Origin of the sequence: Brevibacterium sp. HMSC063G07, from assembly GCF_001810665.1 — a bacterium.
GTDB lineage: Bacteria > Actinomycetota > Actinomycetes > Actinomycetales > Brevibacteriaceae > Brevibacterium.
On the sequence record NZ_KV802333.1, the window covers coordinates 226,593 to 244,390 of the forward strand.

Annotated in this window: 14 protein-coding genes and 3 tRNA genes; 13 read left to right on the top strand and 4 right to left on the bottom strand. The window is 61.9% G+C overall.

What is annotated here, in order from left to right:
- The first annotated feature begins 33 nt into the window (after positions 1–33).
- The 12 genes from HMPREF2757_RS03455 to rplL all read left to right on the top strand — a co-directional run bounded on the left by HMPREF2757_RS03455 (position 34) and on the right by rplL (position 6,368).
- Positions 34–106: transfer RNA gene (locus HMPREF2757_RS03455), tRNA-Thr, on the top strand.
- A 26-nt stretch (positions 107–132) separates the two neighbouring features.
- A tRNA-Met gene (locus HMPREF2757_RS03460) sits at positions 133–206 on the top strand.
- Positions 207–340: 134 nt separating this feature from the next.
- A complete protein-coding gene (locus tag HMPREF2757_RS03465) occupies positions 341–790 on the top strand; it encodes an FAS1-like dehydratase domain-containing protein (protein ID WP_070573394.1) in 450 nt (149 codons plus the stop codon).
- Entirely contained in the window at positions 783–1,241 is a 459-nt protein-coding gene (locus HMPREF2757_RS03470; protein WP_070573397.1) for a MaoC family dehydratase, read from the top strand. The genes HMPREF2757_RS03465 and HMPREF2757_RS03470 overlap by 8 nt, the downstream gene beginning before the upstream one ends.
- Entirely contained in the window at positions 1,238–2,317 is a 1,080-nt protein-coding gene (locus HMPREF2757_RS03475) for a UDP-N-acetylmuramate dehydrogenase (protein WP_070573399.1), read from the top strand. The genes HMPREF2757_RS03470 and HMPREF2757_RS03475 overlap by 4 nt, the downstream gene beginning before the upstream one ends.
- A gap of 112 nt (positions 2,318–2,429) precedes the next feature.
- Positions 2,430–2,502, top strand: a tRNA-Trp gene (locus tag HMPREF2757_RS03480).
- Positions 2,503–2,566: 64 nt separating this feature from the next.
- Complete coding sequence (gene secE / locus HMPREF2757_RS03485; protein ID WP_070573401.1) at positions 2,567–2,824, top strand: preprotein translocase subunit SecE; 258 nt, start codon at positions 2,567–2,569, stop codon at positions 2,822–2,824.
- Positions 2,825–2,890: 66 nt separating this feature from the next.
- On the top strand, positions 2,891–3,616 hold the full coding sequence (nusG, locus tag HMPREF2757_RS03490; protein ID WP_070573403.1) for a transcription termination/antitermination protein NusG: 726 nt from the start codon (positions 2,891–2,893) through the stop codon (positions 3,614–3,616).
- A gap of 204 nt (positions 3,617–3,820) precedes the next feature.
- The gene (gene rplK, locus HMPREF2757_RS03495) at positions 3,821–4,258 is read left to right on the top strand and encodes a 50S ribosomal protein L11 (RefSeq protein ID WP_019174620.1); all 438 of its coding nucleotides are present in this window, start codon (positions 3,821–3,823) and stop codon (positions 4,256–4,258) included.
- Positions 4,259–4,321: 63 nt separating this feature from the next.
- On the top strand, positions 4,322–5,014 hold the full coding sequence (gene rplA / locus HMPREF2757_RS03500; protein WP_070573405.1) for a 50S ribosomal protein L1: 693 nt from the start codon (positions 4,322–4,324) through the stop codon (positions 5,012–5,014).
- Between the two features lie 367 nt (positions 5,015–5,381).
- Entirely contained in the window at positions 5,382–5,906 is a 525-nt protein-coding gene (gene rplJ, locus HMPREF2757_RS03505; protein ID WP_070573406.1) for a 50S ribosomal protein L10, read from the top strand.
- 72 nt (positions 5,907–5,978) lie between these two features.
- On the top strand, positions 5,979–6,368 hold the full coding sequence (gene rplL / locus HMPREF2757_RS03510) for a 50S ribosomal protein L7/L12 (RefSeq protein WP_070573410.1): 390 nt from the start codon (positions 5,979–5,981) through the stop codon (positions 6,366–6,368).
- A gap of 164 nt (positions 6,369–6,532) precedes the next feature.
- On the opposite strand, the gene HMPREF2757_RS03515 is transcribed toward rplL, so the two are convergent.
- The 4 genes from HMPREF2757_RS03515 to HMPREF2757_RS03530 form a co-directional block, all read right to left on the bottom strand.
- A complete protein-coding gene (locus HMPREF2757_RS03515) occupies positions 6,533–8,155 on the bottom strand; it encodes an MFS transporter (protein WP_070573412.1) in 1,623 nt (540 codons plus the stop codon).
- Between the two features lie 10 nt (positions 8,156–8,165).
- Entirely contained in the window at positions 8,166–9,398 is a 1,233-nt protein-coding gene (locus tag HMPREF2757_RS03520) for an amidohydrolase (RefSeq protein WP_070573414.1), read from the bottom strand.
- 153 nt (positions 9,399–9,551) lie between these two features.
- The gene (locus tag HMPREF2757_RS03525; protein WP_070573416.1) at positions 9,552–10,340 is read right to left on the bottom strand and encodes an MBL fold metallo-hydrolase; all 789 of its coding nucleotides are present in this window, start codon (positions 10,338–10,340) and stop codon (positions 9,552–9,554) included.
- A gap of 24 nt (positions 10,341–10,364) precedes the next feature.
- Positions 10,365–13,841: a proline-rich domain-containing protein gene (locus tag HMPREF2757_RS03530; RefSeq protein ID WP_070573418.1), complete on the bottom strand. Its 3,477-nt coding sequence runs from the start codon at positions 13,839–13,841 to the stop codon at positions 10,365–10,367.
- Positions 13,842–14,307: 466 nt separating this feature from the next.
- On the opposite strand from HMPREF2757_RS03530, the gene rpoB reads away from it, so the two are divergent.
- The gene (gene rpoB / locus HMPREF2757_RS03535) at positions 14,308–17,790 is read left to right on the top strand and encodes a DNA-directed RNA polymerase subunit beta (RefSeq protein WP_070573420.1); all 3,483 of its coding nucleotides are present in this window, start codon (positions 14,308–14,310) and stop codon (positions 17,788–17,790) included.
- Positions 17,791–17,798: the final 8 nt, after the last annotated feature.

Here is a 17,798-nt window from a genome sequence, read left to right on the forward strand (position 1 = left end):
TCGCCAATCGGGTGTGTAGAGTTAAGTCTCGTTGCCCCAATAGCTCAGTCGGCAGAGCGTTTCCATGGTAAGGAAAAGGTCAAGGGTTCGATTCCCTTTTGGGGCTCTGGTGTAGTCACCGCGCTGCACTGTGGCGGGGTAGCTCAGGTGGTTAGAGCGCACGACTCATAATCGTGAGGTCGCGGGATCGAGCCCCGCTCCCGCTACTTGTCAAGGCTTCCAACAGTCCTCTGTTGGAAGCCTTTTTCTATGCCCGAATGCGTGGCGCCGCCGCCCGGTGGTGGTGTCGAGAGAGCGCTCGCCAACCGCCTAGACTTGATCCCTGAACGAGGAGGAAACTATGGCAGTCAACACGCAGCTGCAGGGGGCTGAATACCGCCTTCCGCAGCCGTACTTGGTTTCGCGCGAAGCGATCGCCGAATTCTCGCGCGCAACAGGAGCGCAGCACCCGGCCCACACAGATGCGCAAGCGGCTCGCGCGGCCGGATACGCCGATCTTGTCGCCCCGCCGACCTTCGCGGTGATTCCCGCCCAGCGCAGTGAACAGCGCTACATCTTCGATGAGAACTCCGGCATCGACTTCTCTCGGGTGGTCCACGGCGGAGAGCAGTTCACCTACAGCCGACCGATTGTCGCCGGTGATGAACTCGACTGTGTTACCCACATCGACGGTCTGCGCGAAGCCGGGGGCCACGCCATGATCACCACCCGAACCGAACTCACCGCAGGCGGCGATCACGTTGCCACCGTGACTTCGACCATTGTTGTGCGAGGAGGCGACGATGACTGACACCTCGAAATCTCCCGTGCTGACAGAACTTGAAGTCGGCCAGGAAGTGATCAGCCGCACCATCCCGATTTCGCGGGCGGACCTGGTCCGCTACGCGGGGGCTTCCGGTGACTACAACACGATTCACTGGAACGAGCGCTTTGCGCAGGAAGTCGGCCTGCCGAACGTCATTGCCCACGGCATGCTCACAATGGCCCTGGCCGTTGGCCCCGTCACGCAGTGGGCTGGTGACCCCGGCGCCGTGATCGACTACCGCACGCGGTTCACAAAGCCCGTTGTGGTGCCCGATGCTGAAAGCGGATCCCCCGAACAGCCCACGGTTGAACTGGCAGTCACTGCGGCTGTTGGGGCGATTGACGAAGAAAGCCGCACCGTGAGGCTTGACGTCGACGTCACAGCAGAAGGGATCAAGGTTCTTGGCCGCACCCAGGTGAAGGTGCGTCTGGCATGAGCGCACCGGTCAGCCTCGCCGAATACACAACCCTGCGAATCGGCGGCCCAGCGGCAAACACGGAAGTCCTCACAACCGAAAACGAACTCGTCGCATTTGCAGACGAATTTCGCCTCCAGGAAGGTCCGGCGCTCCTGATCGGCGGAGGTTCCAACCTCGTGTTGGCTGATGACGGCTTTGCCGGGCCCGTGGGCATTATCCGCACAGAGGGCGTTCAGCTCGAAAGGGGCCGCGGCGCGGCGCGGGTGACGGCCCACGCGGGCGAAGACTGGGACAGCTTCGTCGCTTGGACCATCGAGCAGGGTCTCACCGGCCTTGAGCCGCTGTCGGGAATCCCCGGCTCCGTGGGCGCTACGCCGATTCAGAACGTCGGAGCCTATGGCGCCGAGGTGGCCTCCACCATCGAATCGGTGTTTCTGTTCGACCGTGAATTCGGCCGCACCCACATTGTGCGCAAAGCAGAACTTGAGTTCGGCTACCGAACCTCGGTCCTCAAGCGCACAGCGCAGCACCACGGTCAGCCGCGCTACGTGGTCCTCTCGGTCACCTTCAGCCTGCCCAAAGCCGGCGATGCGGGTTCGGCAGTGCCCATCAAGTACGCGCAGCTGGCCAACGCGCTCGGCGTGGAAGTCGGAGGCACCGCCAGCCCGACTGCAGTGCGCGAAGCCGTGCTCGAACTGCGTCGATCCAAGGGGATGGTCCTCGATCCCAGCGACCACGACACCTGGTCGGCCGGGTCCTTTTTCACCAACCCGATCCTCGATGTTGAGCAGGTGCCCCTTCCCGAAGGCGCACCGCGCTATGCCGTCGTCGACCCGAGCACGGGCAGAGACGACCCTTCGGCAGTCAAAACCTCCGCCGCGTGGCTCATTGAGCAGGCCGGTTTTGCCAAGGGCTTCAAGCTCGACGGTTCAAATGCCGCGCTGTCTGGCAAACACACGCTGGCGTTGACCAACAGGGGCGGTGCTCAGGCACAGGAAATCATCGAACTGGCACGGCACATTCGCGATGGCGTGCAGAGCAGATTCGGCATAACTCTGGTCCCAGAGCCGAACCTCGTGGGCCTGGAACTCTAGGCGCGCACGCGTTCAGTTCGACGCGAGCACACCGAGCGGCTAATATGTTGTGTCGGTGACGCCCCGTTTCGTCAGTCGCAGCATTGCGGCTATGATGATCCGGTGCTCGCTTAGGGGTGTGGCGCAATTGGTAGCGCAACGGTCTCCAAAACCGTAGGTTGCAGGTTCGAGTCCTGTCACCCCTGCTCTATTCCCGGCACAGCCGGGGAAGCCCGAAGGTTGGGAACGCAGACGGAAGAATGAGGACGAGTGGCTGAATCGCAGGCAAGCTCTGAAAGAGCGCGGAAGAAGCGCGGTTTCTTCGGCGCGATCATTCAGTTCCTTCGCGAAGTCGTCGACCAGCTGAAGAAAGTCGTCACTCCCAGCCGCAAGGAGCTGATCAACTACACCCTCGTCGTTCTGGGCTTCGTCGCCGTCATGATGGTGCTCGTGACCATCCTCGACTTCGTGTTCGGCAAACTTGCCGGATTCATCTTTGCGGGCTCACCGCTGTGGCCGCTCTGGTAGCACCCGGGCACAGCAGGCCAACTGAACCTGACCCGCGCCGCCGACTGCGAAAACAAAGGAGAATCGGTGTCTGAGAACACTCCGGAAAACGTCGAAGCCGAACAGGCAGAGAACTTCGACCCCACAACGGGCGAAATTGCCGACGGCGCGGACGCTGCAGACCAGCAGTCTGCACCGGAAGTCGACCCGTTCGAAGAATTCAAGTCGGACCTTCGCATGAAGGACGGCGACTGGTACGTCATCCACTCCTACGCGGGCTACGAAAACCGCGTCAAGGTCAACCTGGAAAACCGTGCGGTATCGCTCAACGCCGAAGATGAAATCTTCGAAATCCAGGTGCCGATGGAAGAAGTCGTCGAAATCAAGAACGGCCAGCGCAAGACCGTGCGCCGCGTCCGCGTGCCCGGCTACGTGCTGGTGCGCATGGAGCTCACCGATGAATCGTGGGGCGTCGTCCGCCACACCCCGGGTGTCACGGGTTTTGTCGGCAACGCCTACGACCCCATCCCGCTGAGCATTGACGAAGTTGCGGGCATGCTCGCGCCGGTTTTCGAAGAACAGCAGGCCGAAGCTGCGAAGATCGCAGGCGAACAGGCCGCCGCGGATGGCGTGCCCATCGAAACCGAATTCGAAATCGGAGAATCCGTCATGGTCAAGGAGGGCTCTTTTGAAGGCCAGCCTGCCACCATTCAGGAAATTCGTCCCGAGCAGCAGAAGCTCACAGTGCTTCTGTCGATCTTCGAACGTGATGTCCCCGTGGAACTCGGATTCAACCAGGTTTCCAAAATCTGATACTGCGCTTACGCTCAAAGCGGGTGCCGGGCTGTTCGCCGGGCACCCGCTTCTGTGTTCCCTGGAGTCCGCATTTAACAAAAGTGCGCGACCGTGGAATAATGTTGTGGTTTGGACTCCGTCCGCCCTCATCGGAGCGGACAACCGCGTCCAAAGCCCACGGCCCTTCTGACCGTGGGAACACCTACCAGATTAAGGACCAACATGGCACCCAAGAAAAAGGCTGTCGGTCTGATCAAGCTGCAGATCCAGGCGGGCGCTGCTAACCCGGCACCCCCGGTCGGTCCTGCCCTTGGTCAGCACGGCGTGAACATCATGGAATTCTGCAAGGCCTACAACGCGGCCACAGAATCCATGCGCGGCAACATCGTTCCGGTTGAAATCACTGTCTACGAAGACCGCTCGTTCGACTTCATCACCAAGACCCCGCCGGCTGCTCAGCTGATCAAGAAGGCAGCTGGACTGAAGTCGGGTTCGGCAACCCCGCACACCGTCAAGGTCGGTCACCTGACCGCTGACCAGGTGCGCGAAATCGCCGAAACCAAGATGCCTGACCTCAACGCGAACGACATCGACGCCGCCTCCAAGATCGTGGCCGGCACCGCTCGTTCCATGGGCATCACCACCGACATCAAGGCCTGATCAGGCACACCCAAACGTGGTAGGGCCGGCGCGGCCCGCACCACAACTGCAAGGAGATAGCAGATGGCAAAGCGCTCAAAGGCCTACAGGGCCGCGGCCGAAAAAATCGCGGCTGACACTCACTACACCCCGGACCAGGCAGTAGCCCTGGCCAAGGAAACCGCCGTTTCGAAGTTCGACTCGACCGTCGAAGTTGCATTCCGTCTGGGCGTCGACCCCCGCAAGGCCGACCAGATGGTGCGCGGCACCGTGAACCTCCCGCACGGCACCGGTAAGACCGCTACGGTCCTGGTGTTCGCAGCCGGAGACCGTGCTGAAGCTGCCCGTGAAGCAGGTGCTGACTACGTCGGCTCCGATGACCTGCTGGAAAAGGTGGCCGGAGGCTTCACTGACTTCGACGCTGCTGTTGCAACCCCGGACATGATGGGCAAGGTCGGCCGTCTGGGTAAGGTTCTGGGTCCCCGCGGACTCATGCCGAACCCCAAGACCGGCACCGTCACCATGGACGTCGCGAAGGCTGTCCAGGACATCAAGGGCGGCAAGATCGAGTTCCGTGTTGACAAGCACGCGAACCTGCACTTCATCATCGGCAAGGCTTCGTTCTCGGAAGACCAGCTGCGCGAAAACTTCGCCGCCGCTGTCGAAGAGATCGCACGCCTCAAGCCGTCCTCGTCCAAGGGTCGCTACGTCAGCAAGGCAACGATCACCACGACCAACGGTCCGGCGATTCCGCTGGACGTTGCGTCCCTGCGCTGATCCTGCGGCCTCACCGGCCGGGAAACCGCAGCTGAGCATCAGGCCCGGGCGCTGAGTACAGTGCCCGGGCGACCACGAGCGGAGCTCGTCTTTCCAACGGGGAGGCGAGCTCCGCCTCGTAGGGGCATGATTTGCGTTTCCCTGCAGAACTGCCCTACAATTGATTCTGCCCAAGACCGTCGGTCTCGGAAACCGCTGCGCGAGCAGCAGTGTCCGACGAAGACTCTCAGCGAGAGTGACCCGCGCAGGTGAGAACAAAGCTGAAAGCGCACATTGTGTGCCCTCAGCCGAACGCCAAGCGTTCCGCACCTGCCTGCGGAGCGCTTTTTGTTTTGGGCAAACCAACAGATGTATTGAAAGGAATACCATGGCGAGGCTTGACAAGGCAGCCGCGGTAAAGGAGATCAAAAACCGTTTTGACAACTCCTCCGCTGCAGTGCTGACCGAGTACCGTGGTCTCACAGTGGGCGAAATGCAGCAGCTGCGTCGTTCGCTGGGCGAGAACACCACCTACGCCGTGGTAAAGAACACGCTGACGGCCATCGCGGCTAAGGAAGCTGGAATCGACGCGTTTGAAGGTCTGCTTAACGGCCCGACCGCCATCGCGTTCATCGAAGGCGAACCTGTTGACGCTGCGAAGGCCCTGCGGGACTTTGCCAAGGCGAATCCCAAGCTGGTCATCAAGGGCGGTTACTTCGACGGTGCTGCTCTTACAGCTGAGGATGTTTCGAAGCTGGCGGAACTCGAATCTCGCGAGGTGCTGCTTGCCAAGGCAGCCGGCGCTATGAAGGGCAGCCTCTACAAGGCCGCCTACACGTTCACTGCACCCGCCGTCAAGGCGGTTCGCACCGTGGACGCTCTGCGCGCCAAGCAGGAATCGGAAGCCGCCTGAGCTTCATAACCACAAACCGGTTTTCCTACAGCCGAACAGCTGTAGACCCATTAATGGAAGGACTTTGCCACCATGGCTAAGCTCACCCCCGAAGAGCTCATTGAAGCTTTCAAGGAACTGACCCTCATCGAACTCAACGACTTCGTCAAGAAGTTCGAAGAAGAATTCGAAGTTGAAGCAGCTGCTCCGGTCGCTGCTGTTGCCGCTCCGGCTGCTGGCGGCGGCGACGCCGGCGGCGCTGCTGAAGAGCAGAGCGAATTCGACGTTGTCCTCGAATCCGCTGGCGACAAGAAGGTTCCGGTTATTAAGGAAGTCCGCGCTCTGACTTCGCTGGGCCTGAAGGAAGCCAAGGATCTCGTTGACTCGGCTCCCAAGCCGATCCTCGAAGGCGCTTCGAAGGAAGACGCTGAAAAGGCTAAGGAACAGCTCGAAGCTGCAGGCGCCACCGTCTCGCTCAAGTGATCATCGGTCACTGACTGTTCTACGACAGAACCCCCGGGAATTTCCCGGGGGTTCTGCTGTTGTTCGGCCCTTTGATTGACGAGGCGCCTTGTTTGACGAGGCGCCGCTCACCTTCTTTGCGAAAGCGCAGCCACGGATATGGGCACCGCGTGCTGCACGGGCGGCTATTCTTTCGCCAGTGCTTCTTGGGCTTCCTCGTAGCGCTGGCGGGCCAAGCGGGCTTCTTCCTGAGCCTTGGCGGCCTTTTCTTCGGCAGCGGCGAGGTCTTCCTTGGCTGTTGCGAGCAGTTCGTCGGCCTTGGTTGGCGCACTGTCGGATGTCTTGCTGCCTGCATCACCCGGCACGAAGAGGATGATGGAGGACAGCGCGATCAGGGCCATCACGAGTGTGGCGCCCAGGCCGAGCATGGCGGCTTCGCGGACTGCCGTGTTGTCTTGACGGCCCGTGAATTCAATGGCGCTGCCCAGCAGCGTGGAATCCGAGGTGGACAGGACGGTGTAGATGGTCGTCGGGATAGCGGCGCCGAAGGCGGCGCCAAGAGACGAAGCCATCTTGTACACACCAGAGCCTGCGCCGGCCTTGTCATCTGGCAGGGCACTCAGTGCTGCGTCGGTGGAAGGGGTGGCGTAGAAGGCCAGACCCAGGCCGAACAGGCTGAAGGCGATAATCGCCAGGACGAGGTAGGTCTGCGTCATCACGTTGGTGCCCATGAGCAGAATGATTGCGGCGATGACGATCATCGCGCCCCACATCATCGGCTTTTTAGCACCGAACCTCTGCAGCAGCTTCTCGCCGACGCGAATGAAGGCGATGATGAAGATCGCGTAGCCCAGTGTGTAGTACCCGGCTGTAGCCGCGTCCATTCCGGCTGCGTCCTGTAGCACCCAGAGGGTGACCGGGATAAGACCGGCGGTTGCATTGATCATGAGGTTGGAGATGGTCGCCCCTGTGAACACCGGGTTCTTGAACAGGGAGAAGTCCACCAGGGGCGCTTCACTCTTGTTTTCCACCCGAATGAACAGGGTCAATGCGATGATGGAAACAGCCAGGAGCGTCCATGTGATCCAGTTGGTCCAGCCGATGGTGGAACCCTGCGTGACGACCAGCAGGAGAGTCAGTACGAACGTTGCCAGGGTGAAGATGCCGGGCACGTCCGTCTTTGCGCCTGCGTCCTTTGCCGGAGCATCCTCGGGAATCTGACGCATAAGCAGAATGGAAACTACGGAGATCAGCGCGCAGATGATGAAGATCGAACGCCATCCGAGTGCCTTGGAAGCCATGAAGCCGCCGAAGATAGCGGCCAGACCAGAGCCGCCCCACGAGCCGATGGACCACATGGATACGGCTCGCTGTCGTGCGGCTCCCTGCCAGTAGGTCTTGAGAAGTGCCATCGTGGCGGGCATGATGCAGGCTGCGGAAAGGCCCTGCAGGATGCGGCCGATGATCAGCATGACGTTGCCGACGCCGCCGGTGATGGCCAAACCGACCAGAAGGGAGCCGATGATTCCCAGGATGTTGCCGATTGTGGTCATCCGCACGCGGCCGATGCGGTCGGCAAAACCGCCGGCGACCACGATGAACATCCCGGAGAACAGGGCGGACAGGGAGATGGCGATGTTCATGACCGTCGCGGGCGTGTTGATGTCCTGGCCCATCGCCGGGCCGATGTTCAGTGTGGTCTGTGCGAAGAGCCAGAAGGTGATGACGGCAAGTACGATGCCCAAGAGGGCGGAGTCATTGCCTTTGAATTCTTTAGCCATTTCGACCGATTGTCTTGTAGTGGTCATGGCTTCATCCTTATTTGGTCAACCAGGCGGAAGCGGCAACAACGACTGCTTCTGCGCCGCGGTCGAGGGTGGGTTGGAGGTCGGGGGCGAAAGCCGGATTGTGGTTGCCGACTGCTCTGCTCATATCCGCAAAGCCGCCGAGGCCCCAGTAGGTGTAAGGCACGCTGAGTTCGTCCGGAATGATTGAGAAGTCCTCTGAAGCTGGCACCGGGTCCAGGTCGCAGGCTTCTTCGCCGAAGTACGCGTCGAATGCCTTGCGGACGGTGTCTGTGGCATCCCCGTCGTTGTCGGTGAGGGGGTAGCGGTCGTAGTACGTGAATTCGGGTTCTTGGGGGCTGCGGGCAGCAGTGCACTCTGCTCGCACAATGCGCTCGATAGCCTCTTTCAGGTGTGCGCTGACATCGCTGCTGTAGGCGCGGGTGTTGATAAGCAGTTCGGCGGAATCGGTGATGATGTTGGACTTAGTGCCCGCGTGGATGGCTCCGACGGTCACCACTGCGGTTTCCTTGGCGGCGACTTCACGCGAGACGATGGTCTGAAGGCGCATCACGATGGTGGATGCCAAAACAACGGGATCGACGCCCAGTTCCGGCATGGAGCCGTGGGAGCCTTTGCCGTGCACGGTGACTTTGACTGAGAAAGCAGAAGAAAGCACCGGGCCGCGGCGAGTGCCCACGAAACCGCAAGGAAGGCTTGCCAGCACGTGCTGGCCGAGATAGACATCGGGCCGGGGCATTGCCTTCTTCAGGTCTGCTGCAAGCATTGCCCGTGCGCCTTCGGCGGTTTCTTCAGCGGGTTGGAAGACGCCGATGAATGTGCCGGACCACTGGTTCTTGTTGTCGTTGAAGGCCTGCAGTGCCGTCAGCAGCGACATGATGTGGAAGTCGTGGCCGCAAGCGTGGGCGACGGGGACTTCCGCACCGGTCTTTTGGTCAACCTGCGTTGCTGTGGAGGCGTAGTCTTTGCCCGAGACTTCCTTGACCGGAAGCGCGTCTATGTCTGCGCGCATAGCCACGACGGGCCCGTCGCCGTTTTCAATGATGGCAAGCACACCGGTGTCTCCGATGCGGTGCGTGGAGATTTCTGAGGCTTCGAGCTCTTGCACGATCCGGTCTGCGGTGCCGTGCTCCTGCATGGAGAGCTCAGGGTGTTGGTGGAAGTATTTGTACAGTTCTTCGCGTTCAGATCGGGTAGACGCGAGGCCACCCAAAATCTTTCTGACGCTGTCAGTTGTGGTGGACATACTTCAATTATAGGCGGGCGTTAAGGCTACTGCCAGAGAATTCTCAGGAATCTACTTTCGCAGAAGCAGGCGTTCAGGTTCCGAATCTGGGGGGCGATCGTTGGGGTGCCCGGGCTGAGGCGCACTCAGCGCTTGTGTTTCACGAGGTGCCGCTCACCTGATTCGCTTAGCTTCGCCGATCCCCGTGGTGGGAAGGTACATGAACGGCTGTGCCTGGCGGGTGCTCACTTCGGCATCACCCCCTTCTGGGTCTGCCAGCTGTGCGGCGACTGCCGCGATGTCGTCTGCCTGGGTTTGGACGAATGCCCTGTCGACGGGTTGGCCGTGGCCGGGGCAGAAGACGCTGAGCCCATCGATGGTCAGGATCTCGCGCAGCGACTGCGCCCATGCGCTGGGCAGTGCGTCGTCACCGAACTGGGGCGGAGCACCCTCTTCGATGAGGTCTCCGACGATGAGCGCATCTGCCACCTGCAGAACGAGGTCGCTTTCCGTGTGTCCGCAGTATTCGTGCACTGTCACCTCGGTGCCGCCGAGGTCAATGGTGTCGCCACGGCCTATGATTCGCGTGGTTTTGACGACGAGTTCGGTCGGATCGGCTGGAAGCTCGGGTTCGTCGGCCGCGGGAACTTCCGCCAGCTGAAGCCATGCACTTGCAGCCTGGTCTTGAGCAAAGCGTTCTGAAGCGAAGAAGTCTTCAATTCCCTCGCTGCGCAGGTGGGCATTTCCGAAGAAGTGGTCCCAGTGGTCGTGCGTGTTGACTACGGCAATCGGCAGGCCGGTGATTCCACGCACGGCGGTGAGGATGCGCTGTGATTGCCTGGGCCCCGAGCCGGTGTCCACCAGCAGCGCCTTGTCTGTGCCGACGACGAGGTAGCTGTTGAGCGCGGCTGGGTCAGTTGTAATGACATAGATGCCGGTCTGCTGCGCTGAGCTGTCTGTCAAAGGCCCTCCTGTGGTTCTTGAAGTCTACTGGCCGGGATGGTCAGCGCGGGGATCGCGGCTGAAACCGGGTCCGGGCGGGGGAGCGGTGTCGGACATTCCGGGCTGTGAGGGCCGAGGTGCCGGTCCGGGTGGGAACGGTCCGGGTGGTTTCGGGAGTCCCGGCGGTCCATGCTGCTGTCGGCGAGGCGCTGGTGGGTAGGGCGAAATCTGCTGGCTCTGTGGCTGGAGCGGGTGTGGCGCATGCCGAGGGCCTGCTGGGCCGCTGGGGTGTGGGCGGGCCGCACCGCCTGGCACGCCCTGCGGGGGTTTGGGTTTCTTTGGTCGAAGCAGCATCCACACGACAACACCGATGAGCATGAGCGCCAAAAGCACGAGAGCCAACCAGACAAGACTGCGCAGCCCCCAGAAAACAGCGAAAGCGCACGCAATGAGTCCCCACCACAGTGCATATTGGCGTGACGTCAGTGCGCCGATGGCGAGCAGAACCGCGTGGTCTGCCAAGAACAGCACCGTCAGCCAGCCGGGCCCAGTTGCTGCGGCGACTATCCCGGCCGCCGTCAGGATCATCCAGGCAACCAGAATCCGCACGTCGAACACCGTGAACGATTGGCTTGCCGATGGGGGTGACCAAGGGGTGTTTCGGGCTCGGCGGGCCAGCACGAGGCCCCATGTGACTGCAACTGCTGTGGGTACGTGCCACAGGACGACGAAGGGGCTGTCGATGAAGCCGTCGATTGCCAGCATGACTGCGACAGCTCCGAGATACGAAGCATCTTCCCGGCACCCGAGTCTGTGGCTTGGATTCCTGAGGAATCGCGCGGCGCCGAACACCATGAGCGCCAAAATCGCGAATGTCAGTCCCGCAGCTGCACGCTTGGGGTTTTCGAGCCATCCGCGGTCGACCGTCACGAACATCTGCGCGAACAGGGCCATGAGCAGTGCCAGACCGGCCGTGATGAGAGAAGCGAGAATCTTGCGGTTGAAAAGAATGAGAACCCAGTGGCCGGCGTAGGACACCGCCCACACACCCCAAGATGCGAGCAGCATTCCCAGAGAGAAGCTCTTGGTCAGTTCGCCGAATACTGAGAAGAGGCCCATGAAGAGTGTGAGCCCCGCTGCCGGCTGGAGCCATTGAATCGACAGGCTCACACTCATCCAGGCGATTGCGACCGCGGTCAGGGCGAACGCTGTCGCAATCACTGCAGCTGGAACACCGAGAAACCGTGTTGTCTGAACAGCCCAGAGCCCGCAGGTGAAGATCAAGACCGGAACTGCGAACAGGCGGAGTCTCCCAGGTTCGGCGGGGTGCTTTCGGCGAAGATAGGAGACCGCCCCCTGAGTTCCCGCCGCTGCAGCCAGCGCCGCGACACCTGCGGTGATCATGACGATGGAAGCGCTGAGAACTCGACCGTCAGTGCCGAAGAACGTGTGCCGGAAGACTCCGGAGGCAGCAGCAGTCGCCCATACGATTGACATGGCGTATGCCGCTTGTGCCCGCCGAGCTCGCCCCTTCAGCCGCAAACGGTGCGACACTGCCCAAAGGACAGCTGATCCGATCCCGGCCAGTGGGATGAAGACAGCCGCGCTGTAGTTCACTCCTGCAGAGCGGCTGATGATGAAGCCCAGTGCTGCGGAAGCGCCGAAGGCGGCGCACAGTGCTGCAAGGGACATGACAGCAGAGCGGAAGAGGAAAGCAGCCCCGGCAAAGATTGCGGCAGCTGCCGCGGAAGCTGCAAAGAAGATCCACAACCACAGCGTGGAATTGTCTGCCCACACGAGAAACGTAAACGGCAGGCCGCCGGCAATGCTGATGACTGTCGTGCAGACCGTGGATGTCGATCGCAGCTGTCGGCGCTGCCTGCCCGCTTCGGTCCGCGAAGCAAAAGACAGTGCGCCGTGTCCGACGACCATGACAGTGCTCATAACAAGCAGCACCGCGCTTGAGGTCCACGGCGGTGTGAGATCTGACAAGCCGGCGGCCAGGATTGGCGCCGATGCCAGCGACAGTGCCGATGCCGCCTGGAGGAAAACAGAGTCCGATTGCCAGGCAGACCATGCACACACGAGCCCGGCCAGAAACAGGATGACTCCAGCGGCAAGCAGCGACGGGGCCATCGCGTTGAATGACGCTTCGCTCTGCTGTGTGGACGAGGAAACTGCTCCGAGGCGCGACGTCACACGCAAAGCCAGTATCGACACCGTGAGAATCGCGGTGGAAATGTACAGCGCAATGAGCAGCGTCAGCTGTCTGCCCCGGCGGGCGAACAACGGCAGAACAGCTGTCAGGATGAGGATTTGGATGAATCCGGCAGCGATCCCAGCGGTTGAGACAGTCACCGAGCACGTGGGCACAAAGCCGCCAGCTGTCGGTTCGGGGCTGGCTGTGGTCCGGCATATGGAGCCCGTCAGAGTTGTGATGCCGATTGTGCTGGCAAGCACCGCCGCGCCCAGGGCGTAGGTCCAGCTGCGGCACGTGCCCAACACGATGTAGAACACCGTGAGAACCAGCCAGAAAACGCCCTTCGCCCACGGTGAATCGTCAGGCAGGGTGATGAGCGCGCAGACACCCGACGCCGGAGCGATGATCTGCCCCAGCAGGGAGAAAGGCCGCGCCCAGTGAACCTGCTGGCCCCGGGCTGCGGAGAGAAAAGAGCGAAACCCGGCGGCGCCTCGTGAGTGATAGGGCCGGGCAGCGGCCGCCGGGCCTTCGAGCACGCGGCCGACCACTATGAACAGCATCGACACGATCACCAAGCCGACCCCGTAGTAGGCAAAGGACGGCCCGCCGAAGTTGATGGCGGACAGCACCGTCGAGCCGAGGAAAAGCAGGCCGAACCACGTGACGAACTCTGAGCGCAGCAGGGCAGCCGCAAGGGCACAGCTGACCAGCCCGAACGCCGAGGCGGCAAGCCACGCAGTCTTCGCGCCGGTGATGCCAAGACCCCCGAGGGCGGCTCCCGAAACCGGAAGGAGGACGAGGCCGACCGCCGTCAGGGCAACGCCGACCGGCTTGAGGCGGGAGGACAGCAGCGAAATAAGCAGACCGGTGCCGTAGGTGATGATCCCGGTGCTGATGACGGCTGCCCCGCGCAGGAGCGCGTGTTCGGCGATGCCTACGAAGATGAATGCCGCGATCACAAGGAAGGTGGCCGCAACACCCAGCAGGATGTTCGCGTAGACGGCGGTGTCGCTGTTCATTCCGGCTGGAGCAGGGCTGGGGGCAGTCGGGCGCGGGGGATACGGCCCGTGCCCAGGACCGTGGTGAGCAGCCGCGGTCCGCAGTTGACCAAGTTCGGCAGGCGGGAAGGGCGGCACATTGGGCCCGGCGGCCTGGCGGGCAGGCATGGTCCCGGGCGGGGTCTGCGGGGAGCGGACGGTCTGTTGGGCGCCCGCGTGGGTCAGGGCAAGCCCAATGAGGCTGTAGATGAGCGCGGCGAGTGTCGCCAAGAACAGCAGCGGAACCGAGCCGAGTGTCGCGAGCATAAGCGGCAGGTTGAACATCTGGGCCTCCCAATAGATAGGCCCAGATTAACGTGAAGCCCCTCACAGTTGACTACCGGAAATACGCCGCAATCCAATATGTTGGACAGTGACTATAGGTCACAGGTGCTGGCGAGAAGTGGGGGAGTGCGGCACCTGGCAGGCCCGAATGGGTGGGCGCACAGGGCACATGCAGAAGCGCCCTGCCCGTCGCGACATTCGTCGGACGGTGCAGAGCGCAAAATGAGCGGAGAGGGAAAACCCTACCACACGGGGCCTTGCCGCGGCAGGACCAATCGGCTATCCTGAATGTTTGTGTTGCAGTGGGTTTGCTGTGCCTTCATATAGCGGTGGGCATCAAACTAGCACACCTCGGCCGAATCCGTTCTAATGTCAGCGGATCGAGTGTCGCTACAGCGGCCTGATCGGCCCGCGGGTGTCCAACGCTGCAGTGCACGAGTGATGACCACAACGTGGAAGGAACCCATTGGCCGCCGCCAACGAAAACATCAGGACCGCTAACCCGCCTCAGCGCATTTCCTTCGCGAAGATCCACGAACCTCTCGAAGTTCCCAACCTCCTGGGACTGCAGACCGACAGCTTCGACTGGCTGATCGGCTCGGAAGCCTGGCAGGAGCGAGTTGCGGAAGCAATCGAGAACGGCGACACCTCCGTTCCGGAAACCTCGGGACTCGAAGACATCTTCGAAGAGATCTCTCCCATCGAAGACTTCTCGGGCTCCATGTCGCTGTCGTTCCGCGACCACCGCTTTGAACCGCCCAAGTACTCAATCGACGAGTGCAAGGAGCGCGACATCACCTATTCGGCGCCGCTGTTCGTCACCGCCGAATTCATGAACACCTCCACCATGGAGATCAAGAGCCAGACGGTGTTCATGGGCGACTTCCCGCTCATGACCCCCAAGGGCACCTTCATCATCAACGGAACCGAGCGCGTTGTCGTTTCGCAGCTCGTGCGCTCGCCCGGCGCCTACTTCGAGTCCGCTCCGGACAAGACCTCCGACAAGGACATCTTCACCGCGAAGATCATCCCGTCGCGCGGTGCCTGGATCGAATTCGAAGTCGACAAGCGCGACCAGGTCGGCGTCCGCCTCGACCGCAAACGCAAGCAGTCGGTCACAGTTCTGCTCAAGGCACTCGGCTGGACCTCGTCGGAAATCCTCGAACGCTACGGCGAATTCGAATCGATCCGCGAAACCCTGGCCAAGGACACCGTCGAAACGCGCGAAGAAGCGCTCATCGACATCTACCGCAAGCTGCGCCCGTCCGAACCGGCGACCGTCGAGGCCGCAGAGAACCTTCTGCAGAACCTCTACTTCAACCCCAAGCGCTACGACCTTGCCAAGGTCGGCCGCTACAAGGTCAACCGCAAGCTCGGACTCGATGAAGACGTCACGCAGGGCGTGCTCACCACCGAAGACATCGCGGCGGCCATCCACTACATCGTCGCGCTGCACGCCGGTCACGAAACGCTCAAGGGCGTTCGTGACGGTGAAAGCGCCGACATCCCGGTGGCGCTGGACGACATCGACCACTTCGGCAACCGCCGCATCCGCGCGGTCGGAGAACTGATCGAAGGCCAGGTTCGCACCGGTCTGTCGCGCATGGAGCGCGTGGTCCGCGAACGCATGACCACCCAGGACGTCGAAGCGATCACCCCGCAGACGCTCATCAACATCCGACCCGTCGTGGCAGCCATCAAGGAGTTCTTCGGAACTTCGCAGCTGTCGCAGTTCATGGATCAGAACAACCCGCTGGCCGGCCTTACCCACAAGCGCCGCCTGTCGGCGTTGGGCCCCGGCGGTCTGTCCCGCGACCGTGCGGGCATGGAAGTCCGCGACGTCCACCCGTCGCACTACGGACGCATGTGCCCCATCGAAACGCCCGAAGGCCCCAACATCGGTCTGATCGGCTCGCTGGCCTCCTATGCGCGCATCAACCCGTTCGGCTTCATCGAAACCCCGTACCGCATCGTCGAAAACGGTGTTGTCACCGACAAGACGCGCTACCTGACGGCCGACGATGAACTCCCGTACAACATCGCCCAGGCCAACGCGCCGCTGACCGAAGACCAGCGCTTCGCGGAAGACTTCGTCCTGTCCCGCCCCAAGGGCGGTTCAGGCGAAGCCGAACTGCTGCCGAAGGAAGAAATCGACTTCATGGACGTCTCCGCACGTCAGATGGTGTCGGTCGGCACGGCTCTCATTCCCTTCCTCGAACACGACGACGCCAACCGTGCGCTCATGGGTGCCAACATGCAGCGTCAGGCCGTCCCTCTGGTTCGTTCGGAAGCACCGCTGGTCGGCACCGGCATGGAGTACCGTTCGGCAATCGACGCCGGCGACGTCATCACGGCAGACAAGTCCGGTGTGGTCACCGAAGTCTCGGCTGACTACGTCACCGTCATGAACGACGACGACACCCAGACCATCTACCGAGCAGAGAAGTTCCGCCGTTCCAACCACGGCACCTCGTACAACCAGAGGATCATCGTCTCCGAGGGCGACCGTGTCGAAGCCGGCGCGGTGCTGGCTGACGGCCCGTCCACCCAGAACGGCGAAATGGCGCTCGGCAAGAACCTCCTCGTCGCGTTCATGTCGTGGGAAGGCTATAACTTCGAAGACGCCATCATCCTGTCCCAGCGCATGGTCCAGGACGACGTGCTGTCCTCAATCCACATTGAGGAATACGAAGTCGACGCCCGCGACACCAAGCTCGGCGCCGAAGAGATCACCCGCGACATCCCGAATATCGCGCAGGAAGCACTGGCCGACCTCGACGACCGCGGCATCATCCGCATCGGCGCCGAAGTCACCGACGGCGACATCCTGGTCGGCAAGGTCACGCCGAAGGGCGAAACCGAACTCACGCCCGAAGAGCGCCTGCTGCGCGCCATCTTCGGCGAGAAGTCCCGCGAAGTCCGCGACACCTCGCTCAAGGTGCCCCACGGCGAAACCGGAACCGTGATCGCCGTCAAGGTCTTCGACCGCGAAGAAGACGACGAGCTCACCCCCGGTGTGAACCAGCTGGTGCGCGTCTACGTGGCCCAGCGCCGCAAGATCACCGTCGGCGACAAGATGGCCGGGCGCCACGGCAACAAGGGCGTCATCTCGACCATCCTGCCGGTTGAAGACATGCCGTTCATGGAAGACGGAACCCCCGTCGACATCATCCTCAACCCGCACGGTGTGCCCCGCCGAATGAACATCGGCCAGGTCTTCGAAACCCACCTCGGCTGGGCAGCCAAACAGGGCTGGAAGATCGAGGGCAGCCCCGAATGGGTGCAGGAGCTCAAAGACGCAGGCTTCGACCTCGAAGCCGAACCCGGCACCAACGTCGCAACCCCGGTGTTCGACGGAGCGCACGAACCCGAACTGCGCGGCCTGCTCGACAGCACCCGCCTCAACCGCGACGGTGAGCGCCTGATCGACGGATCCGGCAAGGCCCGTCTGTTCGACGGCCGCTCCGGCGAACCGTTCCCGTACCCGATCTCGGTGGGCTACATGTACATGCTCAAGCTGCACCACCTGGTCGATGACAAGATCCACGCCCGCTCCACCGGTCCGTACTCGATGATCACCCAGCAGCCGCTGGGCGGTAAGGCGCAGTTCGGCGGCCAGCGCTTCGGCGAAATGGAAGTGTGGGCCCTCGAAGCCTACGGTGCGGCCTACACGCTGCAGGAACTCCTGACAACCAAGTCAGACGACGTTCCAGGCCGCGTCAAGGTGTATGAGGCAATCGTCAAGGGCGAGAACCTGCCCGACCCGGGCATCCCCGAGTCGTTCAAGGTCCTCATCAAGGAAATGCAGTCGCTGTGCCTTGACATCGAAGTTCTGTCGGCAGACGGCCACGCCGTCGAAATGCGCGAAGACGACGAAATGTACCGGGCCGCTGAAGAGCTCGGCATCAACCTCTCGCGCGACGAAGCCCAGACAGTCGACGAAGTCTGACAGCCAGC